Source organism: Streptomyces roseicoloratus, from assembly GCF_004117935.1.
In the GTDB taxonomy this organism is placed as follows: Bacteria; Actinomycetota; Actinomycetes; order Streptomycetales; family Streptomycetaceae; genus Streptomyces; species Streptomyces roseicoloratus.
Genome location: NZ_SDOY01000112.1, coordinates 25108 through 46833, shown reverse-complemented (window position 1 = coordinate 46833; position 21726 = coordinate 25108). Strand labels below are relative to the sequence as shown.

Annotated in this window: 22 protein-coding genes and 1 pseudogene; 12 read left to right on the top strand and 11 right to left on the bottom strand. The window is 70.6% G+C overall.

All coding sequences use genetic code 11. The annotated features are described in order from the left end of the window. Window positions 1–26: 26 nt before the first annotated feature. Both ESG85_RS13595 and ESG85_RS34970 read right to left on the bottom strand, forming a co-directional pair. Window positions 27–380 (bottom strand): hypothetical protein, encoded by a 354-nt coding sequence (locus tag ESG85_RS13595; protein WP_128978927.1) that lies wholly within the window; start codon window positions 378–380, stop codon window positions 27–29. A gap of 9 nt (window positions 381–389) precedes the next feature. Then, window positions 390–566: a hypothetical protein gene (locus tag ESG85_RS34970; protein WP_164986233.1), complete on the bottom strand. Its 177-nt coding sequence runs from the start codon at window positions 564–566 to the stop codon at window positions 390–392. Window positions 567–959: 393 nt separating this feature from the next. On the opposite strand from ESG85_RS34970, the gene ESG85_RS13590 reads away from it, so the two are divergent. After that, window positions 960–1931 carry a LuxR C-terminal-related transcriptional regulator gene (locus tag ESG85_RS13590; RefSeq protein WP_128978925.1) on the top strand — a complete coding sequence of 324 codons (972 nt, stop codon included), beginning with the start codon at window positions 960–962 and terminating at the stop codon, window positions 1929–1931. 444 nt (window positions 1932–2375) lie between these two features. On the opposite strand, the gene ESG85_RS13585 is transcribed toward ESG85_RS13590, so the two are convergent. Continuing rightward, on the bottom strand, window positions 2376–2942 hold the full coding sequence (locus ESG85_RS13585) for a DUF4352 domain-containing protein (protein ID WP_128978923.1): 567 nt from the start codon (window positions 2940–2942) through the stop codon (window positions 2376–2378). A 344-nt stretch (window positions 2943–3286) separates the two neighbouring features. Between ESG85_RS13585 and ESG85_RS13580 the strand changes: the two genes are divergently transcribed. The 5 genes from ESG85_RS13580 to ESG85_RS13560 all read left to right on the top strand — a co-directional run bounded on the left by ESG85_RS13580 (window position 3287) and on the right by ESG85_RS13560 (window position 9389). Further along, window positions 3287–4813, top strand: coding sequence for a S1 RNA-binding domain-containing protein (locus ESG85_RS13580; protein WP_246094990.1), 1527 nt, complete (start codon window positions 3287–3289; stop codon window positions 4811–4813). 167 nt (window positions 4814–4980) lie between these two features. After that, window positions 4981–5595 carry a hypothetical protein gene (locus tag ESG85_RS13575; protein ID WP_128978921.1) on the top strand — a complete coding sequence of 205 codons (615 nt, stop codon included), beginning with the start codon at window positions 4981–4983 and terminating at the stop codon, window positions 5593–5595. Further along, complete coding sequence (locus ESG85_RS13570) at window positions 5585–6460, top strand: hypothetical protein (protein WP_128978919.1); 876 nt, start codon at window positions 5585–5587, stop codon at window positions 6458–6460. The genes ESG85_RS13575 and ESG85_RS13570 overlap by 11 nt, the downstream gene beginning before the upstream one ends. 515 nt (window positions 6461–6975) lie before the next feature. Then, complete coding sequence (locus ESG85_RS13565; protein ID WP_128978917.1) at window positions 6976–8286, top strand: MFS transporter; 1311 nt, start codon at window positions 6976–6978, stop codon at window positions 8284–8286. Further along, entirely contained in the window at window positions 8283–9389 is a 1107-nt protein-coding gene (locus ESG85_RS13560; RefSeq protein ID WP_128978915.1) for a HesA/MoeB/ThiF family protein, read from the top strand. Before ESG85_RS13565 ends, ESG85_RS13560 begins: the two co-directional genes overlap by 4 nt. A 105-nt stretch (window positions 9390–9494) precedes the next feature. On the opposite strand, the gene ESG85_RS13555 is transcribed toward ESG85_RS13560, so the two are convergent. Then, complete coding sequence (locus ESG85_RS13555; RefSeq protein ID WP_425471218.1) at window positions 9495–10985, bottom strand: SulP family inorganic anion transporter; 1491 nt, start codon at window positions 10983–10985, stop codon at window positions 9495–9497. A 415-nt stretch (window positions 10986–11400) separates the two neighbouring features. Here ESG85_RS13555 and ESG85_RS13550 point away from each other — a divergent pair, with 415 nt between their 5' ends. Further along, complete coding sequence (locus ESG85_RS13550; protein WP_181019029.1) at window positions 11401–11817, top strand: MerR family transcriptional regulator; 417 nt, start codon at window positions 11401–11403, stop codon at window positions 11815–11817. A 69-nt stretch (window positions 11818–11886) separates the two neighbouring features. Here the strand turns inward: ESG85_RS13550 and ESG85_RS13545 are convergent, their stop codons facing one another. Further along, window positions 11887–12399: a GNAT family N-acetyltransferase gene (locus tag ESG85_RS13545; protein WP_128978913.1), complete on the bottom strand. Its 513-nt coding sequence runs from the start codon at window positions 12397–12399 to the stop codon at window positions 11887–11889. A gap of 69 nt (window positions 12400–12468) precedes the next feature. Here ESG85_RS13545 and ESG85_RS35480 point away from each other — a divergent pair. After that, window positions 12469–12723: pseudogene (locus ESG85_RS35480) on the top strand (ArsR/SmtB family transcription factor); the annotation flags it as partial. A gap of 87 nt (window positions 12724–12810) precedes the next feature. After that, window positions 12811–13281, top strand: a complete 471-nt coding sequence (locus ESG85_RS35475) for a GNAT family N-acetyltransferase (RefSeq protein ID WP_219825189.1) — start codon at window positions 12811–12813, stop codon at window positions 13279–13281. Window positions 13282–13537: 256 nt separating this feature from the next. On the opposite strand, the gene ESG85_RS13535 is transcribed toward ESG85_RS35475, so the two are convergent. The 3 genes from ESG85_RS13535 to ESG85_RS13525 all read right to left on the bottom strand — a co-directional run bounded on the left by ESG85_RS13535 (window position 13538) and on the right by ESG85_RS13525 (window position 16098). Beyond that, window positions 13538–14629 carry an ArsO family NAD(P)H-dependent flavin-containing monooxygenase gene (locus ESG85_RS13535; RefSeq protein WP_128978909.1) on the bottom strand — a complete coding sequence of 364 codons (1092 nt, stop codon included), beginning with the start codon at window positions 14627–14629 and terminating at the stop codon, window positions 13538–13540. Window positions 14630–14707: 78 nt separating this feature from the next. Then, window positions 14708–15793, bottom strand: a complete 1086-nt coding sequence (arsB, locus tag ESG85_RS13530; protein WP_128978907.1) for an ACR3 family arsenite efflux transporter — start codon at window positions 15791–15793, stop codon at window positions 14708–14710. Then, complete coding sequence (locus ESG85_RS13525; RefSeq protein WP_128978904.1) at window positions 15790–16098, bottom strand: ArsR/SmtB family transcription factor; 309 nt, start codon at window positions 16096–16098, stop codon at window positions 15790–15792. The genes arsB and ESG85_RS13525 overlap by 4 nt, the downstream gene beginning before the upstream one ends. Window positions 16099–16172: 74 nt before the next feature. On the opposite strand from ESG85_RS13525, the gene ESG85_RS13520 reads away from it, so the two are divergent. Then, window positions 16173–16604, top strand: coding sequence for an arsenate reductase ArsC (locus tag ESG85_RS13520; RefSeq protein WP_128978902.1), 432 nt, complete (start codon window positions 16173–16175; stop codon window positions 16602–16604). Window positions 16605–16611: 7 nt separating this feature from the next. Beyond that, window positions 16612–17619 carry a thioredoxin-disulfide reductase gene (gene trxB / locus ESG85_RS13515; RefSeq protein ID WP_128978900.1) on the top strand — a complete coding sequence of 336 codons (1008 nt, stop codon included), beginning with the start codon at window positions 16612–16614 and terminating at the stop codon, window positions 17617–17619. Window positions 17620–17695: 76 nt separating this feature from the next. On the opposite strand, the gene ESG85_RS13510 is transcribed toward trxB, so the two are convergent. Genes ESG85_RS13510 through ESG85_RS13500 form a run of 3 tightly spaced genes read right to left on the bottom strand, consistent with a single transcriptional unit; the run spans window position 17696 to window position 21151 of the window. Next, window positions 17696–18412, bottom strand: coding sequence for an ATP-binding cassette domain-containing protein (locus tag ESG85_RS13510; RefSeq protein ID WP_309549244.1), 717 nt, complete (start codon window positions 18410–18412; stop codon window positions 17696–17698). After that, window positions 18400–20232 (bottom strand): phosphate ABC transporter permease subunit PstC, encoded by a 1833-nt coding sequence (pstC, locus tag ESG85_RS13505; protein WP_128978898.1) that lies wholly within the window; start codon window positions 20230–20232, stop codon window positions 18400–18402. The genes ESG85_RS13510 and pstC overlap by 13 nt, the downstream gene beginning before the upstream one ends. A 1-nt stretch (window position 20233) precedes the next feature. Beyond that, window positions 20234–21151 carry a phosphate ABC transporter substrate-binding protein gene (locus ESG85_RS13500; RefSeq protein WP_128978895.1) on the bottom strand — a complete coding sequence of 306 codons (918 nt, stop codon included), beginning with the start codon at window positions 21149–21151 and terminating at the stop codon, window positions 20234–20236. 140 nt (window positions 21152–21291) lie between these two features. Between ESG85_RS13500 and ESG85_RS13495 the strand changes: the two genes are divergently transcribed. After that, a complete protein-coding gene (locus ESG85_RS13495) occupies window positions 21292–21687 on the top strand; it encodes an ArsR/SmtB family transcription factor (protein WP_128978893.1) in 396 nt (131 codons plus the stop codon). The last annotated feature ends 39 nt before the right edge of the window (window positions 21688–21726 follow it).

The window sequence follows — 21726 nt, the reverse complement described above, 5'->3', positions numbered from 1 at the left end:
TTGGTTGCGATGGGCGATACGAAGAATTAGTTCTGCGGCCTTTGAGCGGCGCGGCAACGGAATCCCGTGGCGCCAAGCACGTCCGTCGGCGCGTCGGGAGGCAGATAGCGGCGCTGCATCAGCGCGGAAGCCTCGTGACAGCGGCGCAGCAGGGATCTGGCGCGGTACACCGCGGTGCAGAATCCGAGAGCGCCGCAATCGTGAGTGAGCAGGTACATCAGGAAGTCGACACGGTCCCGCTCGGAACGGCCGGATACGTGTTCCAGACCGTCTTCGAGCGTCGCATGAGCCCACAGGGCGCTCAGTGCCTCTGCCAACTCGCTCGCCGGCTCGTCAGGTGCTCTGGTGCGACGGCGCAGGCTGGCGTAGACGATGTCCATGCGGAGGGGTCAGCCGCCCCAGGTACCGGTCTCCAGAACCGTGGGCGCGCTCGCCGGGGTCGCCCCGACCACGGGCGCGAAGGAGGGGACGGGCTCGGCCGCGACCGCGGCGGAGGGGACGAGCGCGGCGGTGCCCAGCGCAAGGGCAATCACCGTGGTGGCCTGGGCTATGCGGGTGCGGATCATGGCGATCGGCCCTTTCGGAATCACGAGGGCGGGGCGTCCCTGCCCGGTTTCGCGTCTCGGCTTGACGCTTCGTCCCTGTGGTCGTTCGGACGGTTACCGGCGGGCGAGGAACAGCCTTGCCGCGGAACCACGCCTTCGGAAGGCCTCGCCGAGGTCCTGAATAGGGCCTATCCGGTTCAGGACAGGGGTCGGGGCCCAGTCTGTGAAATGTTCGACTTACCCGGGTTTCCCACCGTGAGGGCATTCTGCGCGTCATCGATCAACTGGTCGGAAATAAGTCCCTGACCTGGGTAAATACCGCGAACAAGCTTGCCTGGACGGGCTGCGGGCTGAAATCATGCTGTTCAGCCTGGGACCCGGAGGGGGGTGTTCCAGAAGGAGAATCGTAGGGCCATGCTGCAATTACTCGGATTGACCACCGAAGCTGCTGCCGTCTACCAGGCCATGCTCGACCACCCCGGCCACGGCGTCGACCGGCTCGCGAAGACGTGCGGCCTGACTCCCTCACGCGTCCACGACTGCCTCGACGAGCTCGGACAGCTGATGCTGGTGCGTGCCTCCAGCGAACACCCGGGGCAGATGCGAGCGGTCGACCCCGATGTCGGCCTGGCCGAGATCATGGCCCGCCAGGAGGCCGACCTCGCCGCCCGTCAGGCCGAGCTGGCCGCCTCGCGAGCGGCCGTCACCCGCATGCTCGCCGACCGGGTCCAGCGCCGCTCCACCCACGGCGAACGCCTGCTCGGCATGGATGCCATCCACAACTGCCTCGAACGTCTGTGCCGGGCCGCCCGCACCGAGATCATCGGCGTCCAGCCCGGCATACAGAGCCCCGACGACCTCGACGCCGGCCGCGAGCACGACCTCGCCGCGCTCGCCCGCGGCGTGTCCATGCGCAGTCTCTTCCAGGGGCTCGCCCGCCGTCACGCACACATCGCCGACTACGCAAACGTGTTGCTCCGCCACGGGGGAGAGGTCCGCACCGCGCCGACCGTCCCCCAGCGGATGGTCGTCGTCGACCGCACGCACGCCCTGGTGCCGATCGACCCCGCCGACAACCGCAAAGGCGCGCTGCTCGTCACCGAACCGGGCATCGTCTCCGCCCTGCTCGAACTCTTCGAGCTCGCCTGGAACACCGCGGTCCCCCTGGGCACCACCCGCCCCGACGACCCGCAGGACGGCCTGACCGACCACGAACGCGAACTGCTCCGTCTGCTCGCCACCGGCCTCACCGACGAAGCGGTCGGCCAGCGCCTCGGCGTCACCGATCGCACCATCCGGCGGCAGGTCGCCTCGATCATGGAACGCCTCGGAGCCTCCAGCCGCTTCGAAGCCGGCATCAAGGCGGCACAACGCGGCTGGCTTTGACCGGAGGTGACGTGGTCGGCGTCGCCGCCGACGCGGACACGCCGGGCGATCGTCGGCGGGCGCGCCGGCCCCGGCGGGGCCACGGCTCGCAGTACGGGCCCGCAACTGCTCGGCGGGGCCCGGAAAGCAGCCGGGGCGGGCTCCGTGGACCACACGCTACCGGCCACCGTGGACCACCATCCGCACCCGACCGCCTCCGTCCCGGCGTCGGCCGGGACTCTGCTGCGGGCGGACATGACCGAGGACGGTCGGATGCGCACGAGAGCGGCGCCCGCGATGAGGGTGGTGGTCGTGATGCGCATCGGGTCAGCCTTCCGGATTGTGTGCCCCTGTGCGGGGTGTTGGTCAGGTCGTGATGATCCAGCTGTCGCCCGGCGTCGGGGGGCGGAGTCCATCAGGTACAGAGCGGCCGCCTCGGCGGACGGTGCAGGAACGCCACGTCGTCTACTTCGCGGGAACAGCCCATTCTGCCGGCGTGGGGAGCAGCTCGGTGGTGTACACGATGCGCTCGGGTCGCTGGTTGCCGGGGACGGGGAAGACGGTCTTGCCGCGAACGCAGTCGCCCGCCTTGACCTTGGCGTCGTACGGATACTCGGGCTTGGGGAAGTCGCCGTAGGTGACGCCGCTGGGCTCGATGCGTGTGCCATCGGCGTAGGCGAGAACCCAGGGATAGCGGCTCGTCCGGACAGTGCCCTTCGTCGCGCAGACCTTGATCTCCACGGTGGCCCAGACGTAGCCCTTGGTGTTGAACTCCTGGTCGGCACTGGTCCGGGTTGTGTAGCCGCCCTGCTGGTAGCCCAGGACCGTGGTCTTCGCAGCGCTGTTGTCCGTCGGAATGTTGACCTCGATGGCTTGTCCGAACGCCAGATACTTCGGGGCCGACGGCGCGGAACTCGCGTCAGCCCGAGGGGCTGTTGTGGCAGACGCGGCCGTCTTGGGCTCGTCGCTGCTGCATCCGGTGAGCGGCAGGAGCAGGAGACCGACGGCGATGGCAGTGGACTGTGTGCGCATCGGGTCAGCCTGCCGGATCGTGCACGGAGAGTGGCGGGGTGTGATCGACTCGTGACGTTCGGGCTGCCCGGGCACTTCGAGCGGACGAGCCCGCCTGTGGAACGGACCGGCGAGCGTGGCGGGCACCCAGGTGCCCATGGACGCCTATGGTCCCTGCATTCAGGAACTCCCACAGCGGGTCTGGCCGCACGTGAACGCGGCCATGGCCGCCCATCCGGCGTACGGCCGGACCGGCACCGACCCTGACGGTGCCGGTCGCCTCCGTCAGCGGACGGCCCCGTGCCACGGGCCCCAGCCGTGTCACGATCTCCGTGTGAACGCTCCGGAAGACCCTTCCTCGCGGGTTGGCGGGTAGCGTGCCCGATGATGGGACCGTGCAGCTCCCCTACGTCTACCGCGTGACCAAGTACGACCCCGCCGACCGTGACGAGCACGGGTATTACACCGGCAGTGAGGACACGGTCAGCGATCACGGCGAGGTCGAGGCGTCTTATCTTCAGGCGGTCGCGGCCTTCGCCGAAGACACCGGGGTCGATCACCTGGCCGTACGTGAACCGCAGGTGCCGTCCCTGGCGCACTTCGGTGCGGAGCCTCCGGTGGACGGCTTCGGGCTGGCCGGGCTCTTCCCTGCCGGACCGACCGGTTTTCACGACGGGGCAGAGGTACCGCTCGACATCGCGCTGGAGTTGGTGCGCGCGATGTTGCGTGACAACGGCGCCTGGTGCCGGCTGGAGAGAGAAGGCGCGTTCGCGGTCCATGTGGGATGGGACCAGTACCTCTACATCGGCAGTAGCCGACCCTGTGAGGACGCGCTGGCCCGAACCCGCGCGCTGGGGCTGTTCCCGGAACGCCTGGACTCCTCTCCGTACGAGATGGAGACGGATGGCGCAGATGTCCAGCGGCCCGGCGACGACGAGTTCTGGGCCGGTCTGTGCTGGGCAGTGGACGCAGGCCGCGCCGGGCTGCTGGAAGAGACGTACGTCGAAGGCGCCTCGCGGTGGCACCGCCTCACGCGCGACTCCATCGACACGGTTCGCGCCGGGATCGCTCCGCGCGCCCGGCTGGCCGTGTGGCCGGACCTGTCCTCCGACGTCGACGCGGTCATCGGCGCCCTCCCCGCCGACGGCCTCGTCGAATGCGTCTGGCAGGACGAGGACGGCCGGGTCCACAGCGCTGTCGCCGACGAGGACGGGTTCGCGGAGTTGGCCGCCCGGCTGTCCGATGCCGAAGCTGCCGCGCTCCTGTCCGTGTACGCCGATGAACGTGCCCCTCTGTTCACCGCCGTCATGCCTGACGACGACGGAGTGGTACGGGCCCGCTGGCAGACCGAGCCGGCGCCGAGCGACCGGAACTGGGCCTTCCTCAAGACCCTCCACCGAGGCGAGACCGTCACCGGCACGGTGACCTGGATCGCCGAATTCGGTGTCACCTTCGTGGACATCGGCGGCTTCGAAGCGATGATCAATCTCCCCGAGCTGTCATGGCGCCCCTTCGACCACCCATCCGACATCATCTCCGTCGGCCAGGAGATCAACGCCGAGATCCTCGACGTCGATCCCGTCCGCGAACGCGTCTCCCTGTCGCTCAAGGCCCTGCACGAAGATCCGATGCCGCTGCTGACCGTGCAGATCGGCCGGACCCTCGTCGGCCGCGTCACCAGACTCATACCGTTCGGCGTCTTCGTACGCATCGAAGAGGCGGAGAACGGTTTCGAGGGGCTGGTACACAACTCCGAACTGACCGACGAGCACCTGGAAGACCCGCAGTTCGGCATCCAGGTGGGTGACGCCCTGCTGGTCAGGATCCTTGACATCGACACGGTCCGGCGCCGCATCACCCTCTCGCACCGGCAAGCTGTCTCGGGGCTCTAGCCCCTTCACCGTGTGCGAGGGCGGTTCGCTATCGGCAGGACGGTGCCAGGAGTGGTTCATGCCAGGGGGCGTGGGTTCCGCCCGGGCGCGGGGGTGTCGAGACTCGACGGTGACCGCAGTGTGCGCCGGCATGGGCGGCGTACGCGTCCCGTCGAAAGAGAGCGCACGTGTCCCCAGTACCCCGGGCCAAGCTGCTGAGTCGGGCGATCCTCGCGGGGACGTCCGTCTATCTCGCCGGTCAGGTGGTGCACACGGTCCTGAACACCAACCGGTGGCCGTTCTGCACCTTCAACATGTTCGCGTACCACAAGCGTGACCAGGCGCTGCAGATGCGCGTCCGGCTCTTCACGGACGACGGCGAGGCCGTCGGGCCCACCGATCCGTGGTCGTTGCTGCCGCTGGAGTTCTTCCGGGTGGTGTCCGTCCTGGAACGGGTCTTCCACGCGCAGGACGACGCCGAGGTCCGGGACCGGTTCTGCCGGCAGGCGCTGGAGCGGCTGAACCGGCGCGGATGGCGGGCCTGGGACGAGGTGAAGGCGTCGTTCTCGGCGGGGCCCGGGCGGCGGTTCGTCGCGATGGAGCTGTACTTCGTCGAGGTCGACTTCCGGACCTGCTCGCCCTTCGACCGCACGGAGGTGACGTCGGCCGAGCTCGTCCACCGGTACGACCCCGAAGGCGTCGTGGCCGATCAGGCGGAGGCGCCGCTGTGGCGGTTCGCCGAACCCCTCGCCGAGGAGACCGGGGAAGGGAAGAAGAAGGAGGAGGCGGGGCATGCTGCCTGAGATCACCGGGGCGCGTCAGCGCCTCGCACTGGCCCGGCTCACCACCGGCCTGGCGATTCTGAACACGCTCTGGCACCTGCCGCCCGGCGACGCCCTCGTCGACGAGTGGAGCCGGAAGGAGGCGGGCGGGGACGGCCGGCCCTCCGGTCGGCTGAGCGCCGAGCAGTACGAGGCCCTGCGGCGGCTCGCGTTCGTGTCGACGGCTGCCTGGACGCTCGGTGCCGAGAGCAAGGCCCTCAAGTTCGCGGCCAACGCCTCGTTCGCCGCCGTGCAGCGGCATGTCGCGCAGTTCGACCAGCGGGCCTGGAACTACAACTCCAACCTCAACGTCTACCTGCTCCTGCTCTCCCTGACCGACTCGCGCGGCAGTCTCGCCGAAGCCGTCGGCGAGGGAGCGGACGACGGTACGGGCGACGGCGCGGACGGCGGGGGATCGTCGCCCGACGTCGCCACCGCCGTGCTGCTCGCCATGCGGCTGTACTACGGCTGCCTCTACTTCCAGTCGGGGCTCTCCAAGGTGCTGCTGAGCGGGCCCGCCTGGGCCGACGGCCGTACCCTGCGCGGCAGCTGGGCCGAGCTGGGCAACCGCGCCGGCAAGTGGCTCAGCCGGCGGCCGATGGCCGTGGCGGCCGCCGCCAGTGCCGCCACGCTCGCCTTCGAACTCCTCTTCCCCGCCGCGCAGATCGCGCTGCGCAAGCGGCCCCGAGCCGTGGGGCTGTCCTCCCTCGCCTTCCACGCCTCCATCAAGGCGACGATGGGCATCTCCTTCTGGCACCACGCCGTCCACGCCCTGCCGCTGTTCGTCCTCGATCCGGGCGCCGAACGGCACACGGCCCGCCTCCTGCGTCCCTTCCGGAGGCGCTGAACGGAGCCCTCGACCGAGCCCTCGACGGAGCGCCGACAGAGCGTCGACGGAGCCCTCGACGGAGCCCTCGACCGCGCGCCGACAGAGCGTCGACCGAGCCCTCGACCGAGCGCCGACAGAGCGCCGTACGCGTCCTCCGCCGGCCCCCCGAGCCTTTCGCCCGGGGGGCTTTCGCGTTTCCGGGGCGGCTTTTCCAGTGATATCCGATTTCACCTCCGGGCAGCTTCCTGCCGGGTGTGATTGCTGCCAATCGGAAGGACTTCCGTGGGCTCCCACCGCAGGACATCATTAACTCGTCGCCAACAAACGGAGGCGACCCCGGGAGGAAATTCCGGGAAACCTCGAAATCGCTCAGGGAGTCATCATGCTGAAGATCATCAAGGTCGTCGCCGCCCGCGCCGTCTCCGGCCGCGCCTTCAACTAGCAGTCGTCGCCTCGCGGGCCGGGAACGACCCCGGTTCCCGGCCCGCGGCAGCGCAGTCCAGTTCACAGTTCGTCCGGAGGCGGAACGGCCCATGGTTCATACGGAAAAGAAGAACGCGGAACCGTCCGATGTGAAATCCATCTGGCGTGACTCCATATTCCGCCGCCATTTCGCCGGAATGTGGGTCAACGCCTTCGGGAACGGCGTCTTCAACATCGTCCTTCCCCTCCTCGTCTTCGACCGGACGCATTCCTTCGCCGCGATGGGCGGCGTGGCCCTCGCCACCCAGCTGCCCAAGGCGTTTCCCGGACCCCTCGTCGGCGTGCTCGCCGACCGCCGGTCGCCCCGCGCGATGATGCTGTGGGCCTACCTCCTCCAGGCCGTCCTCGTCCTGACGATCCCGCTCGCCGCCGGCGCGTCCGTCGCCGCCGTCTGGCTGATCGGCCTCATCGCGTACGCGATGAACACCATCGACCTGTTCGCCCGCACGGCCACCTTCGTCACCATCCCCCGCGTGTACGGAGACCGCCGCAGCAAGGTGAACGCGGCCTTCGCCAGCGCCTGGACGTCCGCATCGGTGCTCGGCCCCGCCGCCGGCGGGTTCCTGCTGCAGGTCACCTCGGCCGACGTGCTGATGCTGCTCGACAGCCTCACGTTCCTGGCCATCGCCGCCGTCGTCCTCACCATCGGTGTCCCGAACACGCCGGGGAACGCCTCCACCGCCCCGATCCGGAAGAGCCTCCTCGAAGGCCTCACCTGGTTCCGCAGGGCCGAGGGCGCCGGGCGGTTCATGGGTTCGATCGCCGCCGTGGCCGTCGTGTACGCGCCCCTCGGCACGCTGGCCGTCTTCGCCGTACGGGACGTGTACGGCGACGGGCCCACCGAGGCCGGCATCGTGACGAGCGCCGCCGGCGCCGGGCTCTTCCTCGGCACCCTGATCTGCCAGCGCCTCGCCGACCGGCCCAAGGAGCCCGTGATGCGGCGGGCCGCCCTGTGGATGGCCTTCGGCGCGGCCCTCTTCGCCCTCCCCTCCTGGATCAGCGCCGCGGCGGCGATGCTCGTCGTGAACCTCTGCGGCATGGTCTACGCGGTCTCCCGCTCCAACCTCATCCAGGAGCGCGTCCCGATGGAGCACCTGGGCCAGACGATGACCGCCGTGCAGTCCCTGGAATCCGCCGTCCAGCCGGTCTCCGTCGCCGTGGTGAGCGCCATGCTCGCCCTGGCCGGACCGCCCGGAGCGGCCGTCTTCCTCACCGTCTTCTCGGTCGCCGCGGCCCTGCTCGTCCTCGGCGGGGGGCGGTTGCTGGCACCCCGTACCGAGACCGTGCCCCCGACCACCTCCCGCACCCCGTCCGCCCTGAACACGACCGCCTCCGCGGCGGCCCACGGAGGCACCCGATGACTTCGATCAACCTGCGGCAGGGACTCTCCGTCCTGCAGCCGGGCAAGGACCTCATGATCGGCCTCATGCCGCCCGCGGCGCTGGCCGTCGAGGACGCCCCCGACTACCTGCGGCACGTCCTGTCCGCCTTCTCCCGGCCCGTGCCCGAGGCGGAGGCGCTCGCCACCGTGACCGCCCACTCCGGCCTGGACGTCGAAGAGGCCGGCCGGCTCCTCTCCGAGCTCCGCTGCGCCGGTGTGCTCACCACGCACTGGGTCGACCGGGAGGAGCGCTACAGCCGCCACCGGCTCTACTTCGGCGTCGCGGGCTTCGAAGGCGACCCGATGGCCGTCCTCCGGAACAGCACCGTCGGCCTCATCGGCACGGGCGGCATCGGCAGCAACGTGGCCATGATGCTGGCCGCGGCGGGCGTCGGCCGGCTGGTGGTCGCCGACGCGGACGTCGTGGAGACCACGAACCTCACCCGCCAGTTCCTCTACACCGAGGGCGACGTCGGCACCCCGAAGGTCGAGGCCCTCGCCCGCCGCGTCGCCGAACGCAACACCGAGGTCCGCGTCGACGTCGTCAACGACGTCTTCGACGGCCCCGACTTCGCCGTCCGGCACTTCGCCGAATGCGACCTCGTCATCCTCTCCGCCGACACCCCGCAGGACGTCCACCGCTGGCTGAACGAGGCGTCGGTCCGCACCGGCGTCCCCTACACCTGCGCCGGCTACATCGACACGATGGGCATCGTCGGCCCGCTCGTCGTGCCCGGCCGCACCGCCTGCCTGGAGTGCCACTTCGCCGACACCGGACTGGCCTCGTTCAACGGCGGCGACCTGGAGACCACCGACTTCACCGACTACAACCAGGCCTACCAGGCCCCGAGCTACGGACCGCTCAACGCCATGGTCTCGGCCGCCGCCGTCAACGACACCCTGCGCTTCCTCCTCGGCCTGCCGGCCCGGTCCCTGGGCACCAAGCTGCTCCTCGACTCCATCGCGTACGGCGTCCAGACGGAGGAGTACGAGCGGGACGCCGCCTGCGGCTCGTGCGGCACGGGCGTGCGCGAGGCAGTCCTGAGCGGCGCGGCCCGGCAGGGCACTGTTCCGCGCGGGTAGCGGACCGCAGCCGGCGGGCCGAGGTCGTTGCCGGCACCGGTGACGGACGAGAACCGAGGCTCACGGCCCCACCGGCCGGGAGTCTCGGTTCGGCAGTTCCGGGGCTCAGTGGCCTCCGGTGAGTTCGCCGGTGAGTTTGCCGTGGAGGTCGGCGCTGGGGTCGTTCAGGCCGATGATCTCGACCCTCTTGCCGCGCTGGGCGTACTTCGCCTCGATCGCGTCCAGGGCGGCCACCGAAGACGCGTCCCAGACGTGGGCGGCGGACAGGTCGATGACGACCTGTTCAGGGTCGCCTGCGTACGCGAACCGGCCGACGAGGTCGTTGGAGGAGGCGAAGAACAGCTCGCCGGTCACGGTGTAGAGGACGCTGGTGCCGCCCGGGGTGACGAACCGGGAGACCTCGGCGAGGTGGGCGACCCGCTTGGCGAAGATGACCATGGCGGTGATGGAGCCGACGACGACGCCGATGGCGAGGTTGTGGGTCGCCACGACGGCCACGACGGTGACGACCATGACGCCGATCTCCCCGGCGGGCATCCGCTTGAGGGTCTTCGGGGCGATGGAATGCCAGTCGAAGGTCGCGAACGACACCATGATCATGACGGCGACCAGGGCGGCCATGGGAATGTCGGAGACGACGGGGCCGAAGACGATGCACAGCACCATCAGGAACGCGCCGGCGAGGAAGGTGGACAGGCGGGTGCGGGCGCCGGAGACCTTCACGTTGATCATCGTCTGGCCGATCATGGCGCAGCCGCCCATGCCGCCGAAGAAGCCGGTGACGATGTTGGCGATGCCCTGGCCGATGGACTCGCGTGTCTTGTCGGAGTGGGTGTCGGTGATGTCGTCGACGAGCTTGGCGGTCATCAGCGACTCCATGAGTCCGACCAGGGCCATGGCGAAGGCGTAGGGGGCGATCGTCGTCAGCGTGTCCAGCGTGAACGGGACGTCCGGCAGGCCCGGCACCGGCAGGGAGGAGGGGAGCTCGCCCTTGTCGCCGACGGTCGGCACCGCGATCCCGGCGGCGATGGTGATGACGGTCAGGATGACGATCGACACCAGCGGGGCCGGGATCACGGTGGTGATCCTCGGGAAGAACACCATCAGCGCCAGGCCGCCGATGATCAGCGGGTACACGGGCCAGGGGACGTTCCACATCTCGGGGACCTGGGCCATGAAGATCAGGATGGCGAGCGAGTTGACGAAGCCGACCATCACCGAGCGCGGGATGAACCGCATCAGCTTCGCCACTCCCATCGCGCCCAAGGCGACCTGGAAGACACCCGCGAGGATCACGGCGGCGATCAGGTAGCCGAGCCCGTGTTCACGGTTCAGGGGGGCGATCACGAGCGCGACGGCGCCGGTGGCGGCGGAGATCATCGCGCGGCGTCCGCCGACGATGGAGATCACCACGGCCATGGTGAAGGAGGCGAACAGCCCGAGCGCGGGGTCGACCCCGGCAATGATCGAGAACGAGATCGCCTCGGGGATCAGGGCCAGGGCGACGACCAGGCCGGCCAGGACCTCGGTGCGCCAGACCTTCGGGTTGTTCAGCCAGTCGGGCTTCAGGCCGCGCGGCCGCGCGGCGGGAGTCACAGCAGCAGAAGACAAGGAGATGCGTACCTGTCGAACTCGGGCACGCCCCACCGGCAGGCCGGGGTGTGCGGGGAAGACGCGCAGGAGCCGGGCCGGCGTCCCGCGCGCGGTCCACGAGGGCGGACCGGAAGCCGGGAAGAGGGCGCGAGCCGCCGGCGCACGGGCGGCCGGACGGCTCACGTCCAGAGACGAAGAGTCACGGCGGGCAGGCGGCGGCGGTCGGCATCAGAGGCTCGCGCACGCTCTCTCCTGCAAGAATCGAATCATCGCCGGGGGCGTCATCGGCCCCGGAACGGCAGCAGCGGGACGACCGGACCGCCCCGTCAGGAAGAACTCTACCCTGACGTTAGGGTAGGGATTGCCGGGGTCGTACGGGCCGCGGCCCGCCGCGAGGAGAAGGGGCAGGACCAGGGGCGTGGACGAGAAGCACATGCAGATCGGCGAGGTCGCCGCGCGGACGGAGCTGTCCCTGCGCACCATCCGGCACTACGAGGAGGCCGGTCTCGTCATTCCCTCCGCCCGTTCCCAGGGCGGGTTCCGCCTGTACACGGAGACCGACGTCGCCCGGCTCATGGTGATCCGCCGGATGAAGCCGCTGGGCTTCACCCTTGAGCAGATGCGCGACCTCCTCGACGCCACCGACCGGCTGGACGCTGGTGCCGCGCTCGACGGCGGCGAGCGCGAGGCGCTGCTGGAGCGCGTGAGGGCCTACCGGCAGATCGCTTCCGAGCAGGTGGACAAGCTGCGGGTCCAGCTGGCCCGCGCCGAGGATTTCGCCGCCACCCTGAGCGCCCGCCTGGATCAGGAAGGCGCTCCGGCCACCCGCGTCTAGGGCGTGTGTGTGTCGAAAGGAGCGTCGTCTGCCCGGAGGCCGGGCAGGCGGGACTCTCGGCAGCGCGCCCTAGAGGACGCGCAGCGGAAGTGTCATCTCCAGCTCTCGCTGGCTCTCGTTCAGCGGGTACGGCTCCTCGTGGCCGGTCGGGACGAAGCCGCTGCGCCGGTAGAAGGCGATGGCCCGGCGGTTCTCCTCGTGGACGAGGAGAACGAGGCGCTCGGCCGCCGTTTCCTCGCGCGCCCAGCGCACGACCTCGTCCAGCATGAGCGCCGCCACGCCGCCGGCCGGGCCCCGGTGGTCCGGGTGCAGCCAGACGCCGACGAGCTTGGCCGTGTCCCGCGCGGGCAGGAAGCCGTTCATGACCCCGACCCACGCGCCGTCGGGGCCGACGGCCGCGACGCCGATGTTGCCGGGGCTCGCGGACCGGGTCGTGCGGAACCGCCACTCGGAGTCGGGGTGGCCGAGGGCGTCGTCGATCGTCTCCAGGTAGGCGAGCGGGGTGTCCCGGATCATCTGCAGGCGCATCGCCCGGTACGCCGGCCAGTCCTCCGCCTGTACGCGGTGCAGGGTGTAGTCCATGGCGGGCGATCCTCGCAGGGAGGCGAGGCTCTGGCCAAGGATGCTTCCATCTCATATCGTGGATCTTCGATGGAGAAGCCCGAGTTGATCACCGAAGAGCAGGCCCGGACCTACGCCGCGTGGTTCGCCGCGCTCGGCGACCCCACCCGCGTACGGCTGCTGCGCCTCCTCGCCAGGGCGGGGCGGCCGATGGCCGTGGGCGAGCTGGTCGCCCAGGTGGAGATCGGTCAGTCGACCGTCTCCCACCACCTGAGGATCCTGACCGAGGCCCGGTTCGTCCTCTCCGAGAAGCAGGGCACGTCCACCCTGTGCTCCGTGAACCCCGCTTGCCTGACGGCGTTCCCGCACGCGGTCCGGGCGATCGTGGGCGGGCCCTCCCGCGAGACGGGTGCCGAGTTCGCCGTGGCACCGATGACCGCGGACCACGCCGAGCAGGTCCTGGCGATCTACCAGGCGGGGATCGACGAGGGCGACGCCACGTTCGAGACCGCCGCCCCGACGTGGGAGGTCTTCGACGCGGGCAGACTGCCCGCGCACCGCTTCGTCGCCCTCGGCGAGGCCGGCGTGCTAGGCTGGACGGCTGCCTCCGCCGTCTCCGACCGCCGCGTGTACGCGGGCGTGGTCGAGCACTCGGTGTACGTCCACCCCGAGGCCCGCGGTCGCGGCGTCGCCCACGCGCTCCTGACGGCCCTGATCGACTCCACCGAAGCGGCCGGGATCTGGACGATCCAGTCCGGAATCTTCCCCGAGAACACCGCCAGCCTCGCCCTCCACAGGCGCGCGGGCTTCCGCGTCATCGGCCGGCGCGAGCGCGTCGGCCGCCACCACGGCCGCTGGCGGGACACGGTGCTGCTGGAACGCCGCAGCCAGGCCGTCGGCTAGGGAGTGTGCCGAAAGGAGCGTCGTCTGCCCGAAGGGCAGGCGGGACTTTCGACACGCGCCCCAGTACCGCGCACGTCCCGTGCCCAGCGCGTGCGCGGGGACGTGGGGGCGCCGGGAAATGACGCCCCTTCACGTCGGTGGGTGTCCGTACGCTGCTGGAGCATCGCGGGGTCGACTTCTTGCGTCTCCTCAGTGTGGCGCACGCAGCGGAGCAGCCGGAATCGCCCGACGCGTCGGTCGGTCCGGCTTCCTCGATTCAGGCGCCGTCGAACCGCTGGCGCAGGAGCTCGGCGATCGCGCGGGCCGCGTCGCGGGCGGGGCGGCCGACGCCGATGAGGGTGGCGGAGGCGGGGCCGGTCCAGTCGCCGTAGCCGAGGAGGTGGAGGCGGGGGTCGGCGAGGGCCTGGGTGCCGGCGGTGGGGATGTGGCCGCGGGGGCCGCGCAGGCCGAGCGGGGCGAGGTGGGCGAGGGCGGGGCGGAAGCCGGTGCACCAGATGATCGCGTCGGCGTCCGCCCTCGTGCCGTCGGGCCAATCCACGCCGGCCGCGGTGAGCCGGGTGAACATGGGCTGGGGCTTGAGGAGTCCGGCGTCGCGGGCGGCGCGGACCGGGGGGACGGCGACGATGTCGCCGAGGGAGGCGACGCCGCCGGTGTCGGTGCGGCCTTCGTCGAGGGCCTTGCGGCGTGCGGTGGCGTGGTCGAAGAGGGCGCGGCCGTCGATGTCGTCGGCGAGGTAGCGGGGTTCGCGGAGGGTGACCCAGGTCAGGTCGGAGCCGTCAGCCAGGTCGGCGGCGATCTGGGCGCCGGAGTTGCCGCCGCCGACCACGATCACCTTTCGCCCGGCGAAGTCGGAGGGCCGTCGGTACTCCACGGTGTGGAGCTGGGTTCCCTGGAACTCGGTGCGGCCGGGGACGGCCGGGATGAAAGGGCGGGACCAGGTGCCCGTCGCGCTGATGACCGCGCGGGCCCGCCAGATGCCGGAGTCGGTCTCGACGCGCAGGCGTTCGCCGTCGCGGTGGACGCCGGAGACGCGTACGGCGCGGTGGACCGGGAGGTCGTAGCGCTGTTCGTAGTCGGTGAGGTACGTGACGACGTGCGCGGCGTCGGGGTAGGTCTCGCCCGGTTGCGGGGGCATCAGGCGGCCGGGGAGGGACGAGTACGCGGCGGGGGAGAAGAGGTGGAGGGAGTCCCAGGTGTGCTGCCAGGCGCCGCCGGGGGCCGTTTCGGCGTCCAGGATCACGAAGTCCAGGCCGGCCCGGCGCAGGTGGTAGCCGGCTGCGAGGCCCGCCTGGCCTCCGCCGATGACGACGACGTCGGCGTCGGCGTCGGCGGTCTGGTGCTGGGGCATGCCCGGGTTTCCCTTCTCGACGACGGTGCCCCGGCCCGATCGGCGGGCGGGGCACCTGGTGGTGGCGCGTGACGACGCCTACTGCTGGGTGGGGGCGAACTTCCTGCGCCAGGCCAGCGACACGTAGACCAGGGCGACGAGGACCGGGACCTCGATCAAGGGGCCGACGACGCCGGACAGGGCCTGGCCGGAGGTGACGCCGAAGGTGGCGATGGCGACGGCGATGGCGAGTTCGAAGTTGTTGCCGGCCGCCGTGAAGGCGAGGGTCGCCGTGCGGTCGTAGTTCAGGCCGATGGCCTTGCCGAGCGCGAAGGTGCCGAACCACATGATCGCGAAGTAGACGAGGAGGGGGAGCGCGATGCGGGCGACGTCGAGCGGCTGGGACGTGATCGTCTTCCCCTGGAGGGCGAAGAGGATCACGATGGTGAAGAGCAGGCCGTAGAGGGCCCACGGGCCGATCTTCGGCAGGAACTTCGCCTCGTACGACTCCCGGCCCAGCCTCTTCTCGCCGACGCGGCGGGTGAGGAACCCGGCCAGCAGCGGGACGCCGAGGAAGATGACCACGTTCAGCGCGATCTTCCACAGGGAGATGTCCAGGGACTCGCCCTCGCCCAGGCCCAGCCGGCCCGGGAGCAGGTCGAGGTAGAACCAGCCCAGCAGGCCGAACGCGATGACCTGGAAGACCGAGTTCAGCGCCACCAGGACGGCCGCCGCCTCGCGGTCGCCGCAGGCGAGGTCGTTCCAGATGATGACCATGGCGATGCAGCGGGCCAGGCCGACGATGATCAGCCCGGTGCGGTACTCGGGCAGGTCCGGCAGGAAGGTCCAGGCGAGCGCGAACATGATCGCCGGGCCGAGGACCCAGTTGATCACCAGCGACGACACCATGAGCTTCTTGTCGCCGGTGACCGCGTCGAGGCGGTCGTAGCGGACCTTGGCGAGGACCGGGTACATCATGATCAGCAGGCCGACGGCGATCGGCAGCGAGATGCCGCCGATCTCGACCTTGGCGAGAGCGTCGTTCAGGCCGGGGACCAGCCGCCCGAGCCCGAGGCCGAGGCCCATGGCCAGGAGGATCCAGACGGCGAGGAAGCGGTCGAGGGTCGACAGCTTCGCGACCACGGACTTCTCGGTGCTCGTGGTCACGGCGGCGGCGGGGGTCACGGGCAGGACCTCTTGGTGTCGGCGTGGGCGCGGGCGGTCTCGGCGAGGCCGGCGAACCGCGCGGCGAGCGAGTCGAGGACCTCGGGCTTCAGTCGGTAGTACGTGAACCGGCCGCACGGCTCGGTCTCCACGACCCCGGCCTCCCGCAGCACCTTGAGGTGGTTGGAGAGGTTGGTCTGTCTGGCCCCTGTCTCCTCCACCAGGTGCGTGGTGCACAGGGTCTCGCGGGCGAGCAGGGTCACGATCCGGAGCCTGAGCGGGTCGGCCAGGACTCGCATCAACTCAGTGTCGACTGACGTCAGCATGGGCTGATACTCTCACATCACTGATGGCTGATGCCAGCCCAGGCTGACAGCTGCTTGCCGTGAAGGAAGAACCGATGTCCGACTCCCCGCTCGCGTCCGTCCTGTTCGTCTGCGTCCACAACGCGGGCCGCTCCCAGATGGCCGCCGGATTCCTCCGCCACCTGGCGGGTGACCGCGTCGAGGTTCGGTCCGCCGGCTCGCTCCCCGGCGACCAGGTCAACCCGTCCGCCGTGGCCGCCATGGCCGAGCTCGGCATCGACATCTCCGACCAGCAGCCGAAGGTCCTGACCGTCGAGGCCGCCCGGGCGTCGGACTACATCATCACCATGGGCTGCGGCGACGCCTGCCCGTACTTCCCCGGCAAGACCTACCTCGACTGGGTCCTGGAGGACCCGGCCGGCCAGGGGGTCGAGGCCGTCCGTCCCATCCGGGACGAGATCAAGGGGCTCATCGAGGGCCTCATCGCGAAGATCGACTCCAAGAACGCCGAGAAGCAGGAGAACTGACCTCACCATGACGACCGCCACGACCCCGACCGGCGCCCAGGACGACGTCCGCGAGGTCATCATCATCGGCTCCGGCCCCGCCGGGTACACCGCCGCGCTCTACACGGCCCGCGCCCAGCTCAAGCCACTGCTCTTCGGCAGCTCCATATTCGTCGGCGGTTCGCTCACCACCACCACCGAGGTCGAGAACTTCCCCGGCTTCCCGCAGGGCATCGACGGCCCGGACCTCATGGAGAACATGCGGGCCCAGGCGGTCAGGTTCGGCGCCGAGATGATCGACGACGACATCGTCTCCGTCGATCTCGCCGGTGACATCAAGCTCCTCACCGACTCCGCCGGCACCGTCCACCGCGCCAAGACCGTGATCATCGCCACCGGCTCCGGCTACCGCAAGCTCGGCCTCCCCCAGGAGGACGAGCTGTCGGGCCGCGGCGTCTCCTGGTGTGCCACCTGCGACGGCTTCTTCTTCCGTGACCGCGACATCATCGTGGTCGGCGGCGGTGACACCGCCATGGAGGAGGCCACCTTCCTCACCCGCTTCGCCCGTTCGGTCACCGTCGTCCACCGCCGCTCCACCCTGCGCGCCTCCAAGACCATGCAGAACCGCGCCTTCGCCGAGGACAAGATCTCCTTCGCCTTCGACAGCGAGATCGCCGAGATCAAGTCCGAGAACGGCATGCTGTCCGGCGTCGTCCTGCGGGACGTCCTGACGGGCGACACCCGCGAGCTGGACGCGACCGGCCTGTTCATCGCCATCGGCCACGACCCGCGCACCGAACTCTTCGCCGACCAGCTCGAACTCGACGACGACGGCTACCTGAAGACGCAGTCCCCGACGACCCGTACGAGCCTCCCGGGTGTCTTCGGCGCCGGCGACGTGGTCGACCACATCTACCGCCAGGCCATCACGGCCGCGGGCTCCGGCTGCGCCGCCGCCCTCGACGCCGAGCGGTACCTCGCGGCCCTCCGTGACGCGGAACCGGCCGCGGAGACCGGGCTCGTCAGCGCCGGCTGAACAGACGGCGGGCCCGGTCCGTCGTGCCTTCCTCACGACGGACCGGGCCCGTTCGACGACATGCGCCATGCGGGACTCAGGAGGCGGTCACCAGCGCGGCCGCCTCCGGCAGCTCCAGCTTGACCGTACGGTCGCAGAGCCGCTCCACCTGACCCGGGTCGTGCGACACGAGCAGCACCGTACGGTTGCCTCGCAGCGCCGCCACCGACTCCTCGACCGTGTCACGGCTGCGCTCGTCCAGGGCGCTGGTCGGCTCGTCCAGCAGGAGCGCCGCCGGCTCCAGGGCGAGGGCCCGGGCCAGGCACAGCCGCTGCCGCTGGCCGTTGGAGAGGGAGTGCGCCGGGGTGTCGAGCCGGTCGCGGACCTCGTTCCACAGGCCCGACTCCCGCAGCGCCTTCTCCATCCGGTCCCGCAGCTCCGTCCGCGAGGCGCGGACCAGGTGGCGGAGGCCGAACAGGGCGTTGTCCATGATGCTTCCGCCGAAGACCACCGGCGTCTGCGGCACCAGGACGACCGTGCTCCGCAGGGTCGCGTCCCCCTTCCCGCAGCAGACCGTGCGCCCCTGCACGTCCACCTCGCCGTCCCGCCGCAGTCCGTGCGGGAGGAGGTCGACCAGGGCGCGCAGCACCGTGGACTTGCCGGCGCCGGAAGGGCCGCACAGGCCGGTGGTGGAGCCGGCGGGCAGCTCGAAGGTGACCGGCCCGACCAAGGTCTTCTTTCCGTCGAGGACCCGCAGGCCGCGGACGGCGATCACGTTCTCCGGGGACGCGTTCCCCGTCGTCACGTTGTCCAACGTCGTGCTCCTTCGAATCGGTTGCGCAGGAAGACGGCCAGGGTGAGGAGTCCCGCCGTGATCAGGACCAGGACGAGGGCGCTGCCCCACGCCTGGGCGATCGCCTCGGGGGCGCCGGAGTCCTGAGACAGGGTGAAGATGTGCGTGGGCAGGGCTTGGACGGGGGCGTTGACGACGCCGGTCGGCAGGGCGGGGGCCCCGAAGAACACCGTGGCGGTGAAGATCAGGGGCGCCGTCTCGCCGGCCGCGCGGGCAAGTCCGAGGAGGAGGCCGGTGAGCGTGGCCGGCCACGTGTAGGGGATGACCACGGAGCGGATGTACTGGGACCGTGTCAGCCCCAGCGCGAAGGCGCTCTCGGTGAGTTCGCCCGGCATCCCGCGGACGCGTCCCGCGGTGGTGAGGGCGACGACCGGCACCACGACGGGGACCAGGACGACGGCTCCGGCGAGCCAGGACCGGCCCCAGCCCATGGTCGTGCAGAGGAGGACGTATCCGGCCAGGCCGAGGAGGATGGTGGGTGTTCCGCCGACCGCCACGGTCAGCGTCTCCAGTATCCGGGAGGTCTTGGCGGAGGCACGCGTGCCGATGACGATGCCCGCTCCGTAGCCGAGCGGCAGTGCGATCAGGGCCGTGGTGGCGAGGAGCAGGAGCGTGCCGACGATCTGGTCGCGGATGCCTCCGTCGGCGGCGCCGGCGGAGGGGGTGAACCAGAAGGCCGGGTTGAGGGCGGCCCCGCCCCGCGCGAGCAGGATGCCGAGCATGCCGAGCAGGAGGGCGGTCGGCAGCAGCAGGGCTCCGTACCGGACGGCCGTGGTCAGTCGGTCCTTGGGGCCGCGCATCCACGCGGAGGCTCGCGGGACGCGGGGACCGTGCCCCGCCCGGGACGTGGATCCGCGGGTGCCCCAGACGGTCGCGGCGGCGACCAGGGCCAGCAGGATGATGCCGAGTCCGCACAGGGCGGCGAAGTACGGGCCGGAGGTGCCCGCGAGCATCGGCTCGGGGCCGGCCAGCTTGGTGGTGAGCGTCTGACCGGGGCGTACGAGGGAGGAGAAGAAGTCCCCGAAGGACTCCGGGAGCCGTCCGTCGGCGCGGCCGATGACCATGAAGACCGCGATGGCTTCGCCGAGTGCCCGGGCCAGTCCGAGCAGGACGCCGGCGCGCATGCCGGACCGGGCCTGGGGGAGTACGGCGGAGCGGACGACCTCGCGGCGGGTCAGGCCGAGGGAGTACGCGGCCTCCCGGTAGCGGCCGGGGACGGCGGCCAGCGCGTCGACGCTGACCGCGACGATCGTCGGCATGATCATCACGGCGAGGACGATGCCGGCGGCGAGGATGCTGTCCCCGCCCGGCACATTGCCGAGGCCGGCGACGAACGGCCGGATCACCATGATGCCGATGAGGCCGTAGACGATGGAGGGAACCGCTGCCAGGAGTTCGATGCTCAGGCGCAGCGGCTTGGCGAGGCGGGGCGGCAGGTACTCGGAGAGGGCGACGGCAGCGGCCCAGCCCACGGGCACGGCGAGGACCAGGGCGAGGACGCAGACGACCGCCGAGCCGTAGATCATGGCGAGCCCGCCGAAGGCGAGGTTGCCCGGGCTCCAGACCGAGTCGCCGAGCAGGGCTCCCCAGTCGACCGTGCCGCTCGCGATGCCGTCGGCCAGGTAGCCGACCAGGACCGCGAGGGCGAGGACGACGGACAGGACGCCGCTGTAGGCCCAGCCCCAGACCCATCTCGCCCGGCCGGGGCGGCCGCCCTTCTCGGGCGGCCTCCTCTCGGTGGCTGCGGGCGCCTTGGCGGGGCGCTCCAGGGTGAGGCTCATGTCAGAGGCCCATCTGCTGGCGGGTGAGGTAGCCGTGCTTGGGCAGCAGCTTCTGGCCCTCGGCCGACAGGATGTAGTCGATGTACTGCTTGGTCGCACCCTTCGGCTGCCCGTTGGTGATCATGTACAGCGGGCGGGTCATCGGGTACTTGCCGGAGGCGACGTTGGCCATGGTGGGGGCGATGCCGTCCAGGGGCACGGCGACCAGGTCGGAGTGGCCGTCGATGAAGCCGGTCGACAGCGGAGCGATGGAACCCCGGGTGGACTTCAACTTGTTGCGGGTCTCGGTGTTGCCGCCGACGACCGCGTAGTTCGCGGACTGCGGCGGGGCCGGCGGCTCACCCTTGCCGTAGACGAACTTGTCGAGGACCTCGCGGGTGCCGCGGCCGGGCTCCTTGTCGTAGACGAAGACCTGGAGATCGGGGCCTCCGACCTCCTTCCAGTTGGAGATCCTGCCCTCGAACAGGCCCTGCACCTGCGCCTTGGACAGGCTCTTCACCCCGCCGTCGGCGACCTCCTTGGTGATGATGACGCCGACCGCGTCCGCGCCGATCTGGGTGATCACGAAGTCGGCGTCCGGGTAGGCCTTGTGGTCCTTGTCGGCGAGCGGCTTGGAGCTCAGCGCGATCTCGATCTGGCCGGTGCCGAGCTGGGAGATGCCGCCGGCGGAGCCGCCCTGGGTGGCGACGGTGACGTTCAGGCCCTTCGCCTTCAGCGCCTCGGCGGCGTCGGAGGCGACCGGGGCGACCGTGGTGGAGCCGCTGGCCTGGAGGGCCCCGGTGTCGGCCTTCGCCGAGCCGGCGCAGCCGGTGAGGGCGGCGGCGAGGAGGAGACCGGCGGAGGCGGCCGCTCCCCGACGGACACGACGTCCGGTGAAGAGCGTCGCGCTGATTCGGAGTTCGGTGGAGGTGACAGACATGGCGGTGCCTTTGCGGTGGTGGGGAAGGAAGGGAGAGGTGCGGGGGACTGGCCGGACTTCCGCTGAATGAAAGGCGAACAGTCGGTGAACTCGCCTGAGGTGACTCAGGTGGTCGGCCGGGCCGACATAGGGTGATCGTCATGCCAGCAGAACAAGCGACCGGCCATCGCTCGGGGTTGCTGCCCTTCGTCGACGAGGATCCGACCTGCGGGCCACCTCTCGAAGTGAACCCGCTGTCAAGGGAGAAGGCGGAGGCGCTGGCCCGGAGCGTGAAGGGCATCGCCGATCCGACCCGGCTGCAGATCCTCAGCGTCCTGCTGGCGGCGCCGGAGGGCGAGGCGTGCGTGTGCGACATGACGCCGCTGCTGGACCTCGCCCAGTCGACCGTCAGCTACCACATGAAGATCCTGGTGGACACCGGTCTGGTGAGCCGCAGGAAGCGCGGCACCTGGGCCTGGTACGCGGTCCGGCCCGAGCACCGTGCGGTGCTCGACACGCTGATCTGGGGTGACGGCGAGGGTCCGGCGGAGGCGTGAACCACCCGCGCCGGGCGTACCGCCTCCGGCGATGACTGC

Coding starts and splice junctions, on each gene's coding strand:
- ESG85_RS13595 (WP_128978927.1), bottom strand. CDS start 380: ATGGACATCGTCTACGCCAGCCTGCGCCGTCGCACCAGAGCACCTGAC.
- ESG85_RS34970 (WP_164986233.1), bottom strand. CDS start 566: ATGATCCGCACCCGCATAGCCCAGGCCACCACGGTGATTGCCCTTGCG.
- ESG85_RS13590 (WP_128978925.1), top strand. CDS start 960: ATGCTGCAATTACTCGGATTGACCACCGAAGCTGCTGCCGTCTACCAG.
- ESG85_RS13585 (WP_128978923.1), bottom strand. CDS start 2,942: ATGCGCACACAGTCCACTGCCATCGCCGTCGGTCTCCTGCTCCTGCCG.
- ESG85_RS13570 (WP_128978919.1), top strand. CDS start 5,585: ATGCTGCCTGAGATCACCGGGGCGCGTCAGCGCCTCGCACTGGCCCGG.
- ESG85_RS13565 (WP_128978917.1), top strand. CDS start 6,976: ATGGTTCATACGGAAAAGAAGAACGCGGAACCGTCCGATGTGAAATCC.
- ESG85_RS13560 (WP_128978915.1), top strand. CDS start 8,283: ATGACTTCGATCAACCTGCGGCAGGGACTCTCCGTCCTGCAGCCGGGC.
- ESG85_RS13545 (WP_128978913.1), bottom strand. CDS start 12,399: ATGGACTACACCCTGCACCGCGTACAGGCGGAGGACTGGCCGGCGTAC.
- ESG85_RS35475 (WP_219825189.1), top strand. CDS start 12,811: ATGACCGCGGACCACGCCGAGCAGGTCCTGGCGATCTACCAGGCGGGG.
- ESG85_RS13535 (WP_128978909.1), bottom strand. CDS start 14,629: ATGCCCCAGCACCAGACCGCCGACGCCGACGCCGACGTCGTCGTCATC.
- ESG85_RS13525 (WP_128978904.1), bottom strand. CDS start 16,098: ATGCTGACGTCAGTCGACACTGAGTTGATGCGAGTCCTGGCCGACCCG.
- ESG85_RS13520 (WP_128978902.1), top strand. CDS start 16,173: ATGTCCGACTCCCCGCTCGCGTCCGTCCTGTTCGTCTGCGTCCACAAC.
- trxB (WP_128978900.1), top strand. CDS start 16,612: ATGACGACCGCCACGACCCCGACCGGCGCCCAGGACGACGTCCGCGAG.
- pstC (WP_128978898.1), bottom strand. CDS start 20,232: ATGAGCCTCACCCTGGAGCGCCCCGCCAAGGCGCCCGCAGCCACCGAG.
- ESG85_RS13500 (WP_128978895.1), bottom strand. CDS start 21,151: ATGTCTGTCACCTCCACCGAACTCCGAATCAGCGCGACGCTCTTCACC.
- ESG85_RS13495 (WP_128978893.1), top strand. CDS start 21,292: ATGCCAGCAGAACAAGCGACCGGCCATCGCTCGGGGTTGCTGCCCTTC.